The organism is Thermodesulfitimonas sp. (genome assembly GCF_052743955.1).
The window spans coordinates 1-3,131 of the sequence record NZ_JBRAIN010000139.1 but is presented as its reverse complement, the minus strand read 5'-3'; the positions used below and the strand labels follow the sequence as shown (position 1 = coordinate 3,131).

Here is a 3,131-nt window from a genome sequence, read left to right as displayed (position 1 = left end):
GATTCAATCCGTGAACCTTATGGGTTGCTAAACCAAATTATACGAGGAGGATTTGCCATATGGCCTTGATACGACGACGTAATCCTTTTCGTGACCCTTTCGGTGAAATCACCACCCTGCGGGAACAGATGGACCGGTTGTGGGACGCCTTGCGACCGGGCTTAGGCTTTCGGTGGGGAGCCCCCATGGAGGCAACAACACCGCGGATGGATATCTACCAGACGGAAAACGAAGTGGTAGCGGTCGCTGAAATTCCAGGACTCGAGTCAAAGGACGACGTAGAAGGTTACCGTTACCGAAGACTTCCTGACCCTGCGGGGCGAGCTAAAGCGCGGTTACGAGCAGCAAGGGGAAGGAATTTACCATGCAGGACGTTACTACGGCAGCTTCAGCCGGACAGGAGCTCTCCCGACAGAGGTCAGACCCGAAGAAGCCACCGCTAATTATCGTAATGGTATCCTCGAAATCCGGATGCCTAAAAGCGAAGCCGGCAAACGCCGGTCGGTCCGCGTTCCGGTGCATTAACGGCTTCCGTATGGGGACATCCGACACTGTTTTACCTCAAACCGAACGAAGGGCGCTTATAGCGGCGTCCTTTATTCTTCCGGGAGGCGCTTTTTCACCTCCCGCACCAGTTCTGCCACGCCCGGAAGACTACCAGCCATGAAAACCTCACGGCCCAGAACAACCACCGGGAGAGGGAGGTTTGCCGCCCGAATAATCTCGACCAAGTCGGTGGCGTCAGGCAAGTCACCTGGAGCGTTAAAATCCTGATAGATAAAGCGCACGCGCGAACCGAAACTCTTCTCTAGCGCCTTGCGGTAAAAATGGTAGCTCAGCGGCAGCACGGCCGCGCAACCCCGCGGCGGTCAGCTCGGACGGTCACCACATGCAGGTATATCACCAAAAAGCCATACGCGAAAAGGCACTGTAACCCCCCCGAAGGAATTACCATTCAACCCAGCTGCTAAGCCGCATCCTACAGGGCAAGCGCTCGCAGCCGCTTCACCCGCTCACTTACCGGTGGGTGGGTGCTAAAAAGGCGTAACAGGCTCTCGCCAGAAAGAGGATTAACAATAAAAAGGTGTGATACTGCCGGATTTCCAGGCATCGGCAGATGCTGCGCCGCTTGCTCCAGCTTCAAAAGGGCATTGGCCAAACCATCAGCATTCCCGGCTATCCGTGCGCCGGTAGCATCTGCCCGGAACTCCCCCGCGCGGGAGATCGCCATCTGGATTAGCAACGCGGCTAGCGGTGCCAGGATGGCCAGCGCTAGCGCCGCAATCGGATTATCCCCCTCATCCTCGTGCCTCCCCGCACCGAAAATAAAGCCCCACCGGATGACATCCGCGATCATCGTGATCGCCCCCGCCAAAGTAGCCACAATAGTACCGGTAAGCGTATCCCGGTTTTTGATATGGGCGAGCTCGTGAGCCAGTACACCTTCAATCTCTGGCCAGGTAAGCAACTGCATCAGCCCCTTGGTTACGGCAACCGCCGCATGTTGCGGGTTGCGGCCAGTAGCAAAAGCGTTAGGCTGCGGCGAAGGCGTGAGATAAACGCGCGGCATCGGCAGCCCCGCTCGCTGGGTTAATCGTTCGAGAATAGCGTAAATTTCAGGCGCTTCCTCCCGGGCTAGCGGACGCGACCCGGTCATTTTAAGCGCGATTTTATCACTATGAAAATAGGTAAAGAAATTTAGGCCGGCCGCAATAAGGAAGAAGAGGAGTGCTCCGTGACTGCCGCCGACAAAACGGCCGATTAAAACGAGAAGTACTGAAAGGCACGCCATAAGAAACCAGACCCGTAACCTATCCATATCCACCCTCCTCGTAACCTTTGGGTCCGGAAACATCATAAATAAAAATAACAGGGAAAAGAGAGCCAGGTCAAGATGCGAAGGCCGCTTCTTGCAGAATAACAGATAACCCTACAGATTAGCCACCGGAACTTCTACCTTGGGGGGAGATAGTACTTTTTTGCGCTTTTGCGAAAACGCCACCTTCGTTTGTTTTCTTTTTCACTTAATCCCTTGGGCTGGGGTGGCTACTTTAACTTTGCAGCGCCTAAATCCGGTCCTTCCCTGCAGAGCTTTGGCCGCTAATAGGTAATAGTCGGCCCTGCGTAGAAGCTCCTCGGCCGTAGTGCCGTCCTGGGGGTAAGTCACCACCCTTAGGCTCATGCTTACCCCGGTACTTTTTACCGTATTGCGGAGCCTTTCCGCAGTAATCATCGCGGACCGGGCGTCGGCACCGGTCAGAATAACGGCGAACTCGTCGCCGCCGTAGCGGACCACAACATCTTCCTGACGTAGCGCGTGGCGGATAGCTTTAGCCACATTCTGTAGTAAGACATCACCTGCCAGATGACCGTACTTAATAAGCTTTAAAGCCGTCAAGGTCGAGCATTACTACCGAAACCGGAATATTGTGGCGCTTTCCCCGCGCCACCTCCGCCTGCAGGCGCTCAAAAAGGTAGCGCCGGTTATAGACGCCGGTTAGAGGATTCGGTAATCACCAGTTGTTCCAACTCGCTTACTGTCTCGCAAAGCGCCACCTCTTTACGCCGCTTGCGTTCAAACAAAAGGCCGGTGAATAACGCCACCCCGATTACAAGGCTCATAACCGGTAAATCGCCGGCATCTTTCCTAACCAGGCTGGCGACACCGATCGTCACGCCAGCAACCAGTGCCGCTGCGAAAGTACCCCGCAGCCCCCAGCGATAAGCAAGAAGGGCCGCCGGTACCAGATGTAGTATCCAGGCGTCTTTGCTATAACCTAAACCGCCAGCAAAAACCCGGAGCGCCAGGGGTGCTATCCAAAAGGCAAGCGTAACGTCCGCCGCGCGAAAGCCGTAAGTCACCCCAATTTAAACATTCGCCTCCTTAGGTTATGCCAGGCTTGCTTAATGTATTATGCTTATTTTTGCTAAATTAGTTATAATTTCCTTCCCGAGGAAAACTTTCTTTACCACTTTTTCAGGCCCAAAGATATCTAAACTTTACCTTTTTTCCAAACCCCCGCCACCAGTTCACCTTAATTGGCAGCGAAAAATTTAAGTTAGTGTAAAGTTCCTATAGGAATCTTTGGAGGGTATGAGGGAGGAGAAAACGAAGAGAGACCTCACCGTCC

General features: G+C 54.0%; 6 protein-coding genes. 1 reads left to right on the top strand and 5 read right to left on the bottom strand.

From position 1 onward, the window contains the following. The first annotated feature begins 306 nt into the window (after positions 1-306). Entirely contained in the window at positions 307-525 is a 219-nt protein-coding gene (locus tag ACUVTA_RS09155) for an Hsp20/alpha crystallin family protein (protein WP_445952632.1), read from the top strand. Positions 526-596: 71 nt separating this feature from the next. On the opposite strand, the gene ACUVTA_RS09150 is transcribed toward ACUVTA_RS09155, so the two are convergent. From ACUVTA_RS09150 to ACUVTA_RS09130, 5 genes are all read right to left on the bottom strand, one after another. Continuing rightward, positions 597-848: a hypothetical protein gene (locus ACUVTA_RS09150; protein WP_445952630.1), complete on the bottom strand. Its 252-nt coding sequence runs from the start codon at positions 846-848 to the stop codon at positions 597-599. 131 nt (positions 849-979) lie between these two features. Beyond that, on the bottom strand, positions 980-1,819 hold the full coding sequence (locus tag ACUVTA_RS09145) for a zinc metalloprotease HtpX (protein WP_445952629.1): 840 nt from the start codon (positions 1,817-1,819) through the stop codon (positions 980-982). Positions 1,820-2,020: 201 nt separating this feature from the next. Continuing rightward, the gene (locus tag ACUVTA_RS09140; RefSeq protein WP_445952628.1) at positions 2,021-2,398 is read right to left on the bottom strand and encodes a GGDEF domain-containing protein; all 378 of its coding nucleotides are present in this window, start codon (positions 2,396-2,398) and stop codon (positions 2,021-2,023) included. Then, positions 2,376-2,450, bottom strand: a complete 75-nt coding sequence (locus tag ACUVTA_RS09135) for a hypothetical protein (RefSeq protein ID WP_445952631.1) — start codon at positions 2,448-2,450, stop codon at positions 2,376-2,378. The genes ACUVTA_RS09140 and ACUVTA_RS09135 overlap by 23 nt, the downstream gene beginning before the upstream one ends. A gap of 34 nt (positions 2,451-2,484) precedes the next feature. Continuing rightward, a complete protein-coding gene (locus ACUVTA_RS09130) occupies positions 2,485-2,862 on the bottom strand; it encodes a hypothetical protein (protein WP_445952627.1) in 378 nt (125 codons plus the stop codon). Positions 2,863-3,131 lie beyond the last annotated feature (269 nt).

Bases quoted from the DNA above. Each gene is read 5' to 3' on its own strand.
- ACUVTA_RS09145 (WP_445952629.1), bottom strand. From the start codon at position 1,819: ATGGATAGGTTACGGGTCTGGTTTCTTATGGCGTGCCTTTCAGTACTT.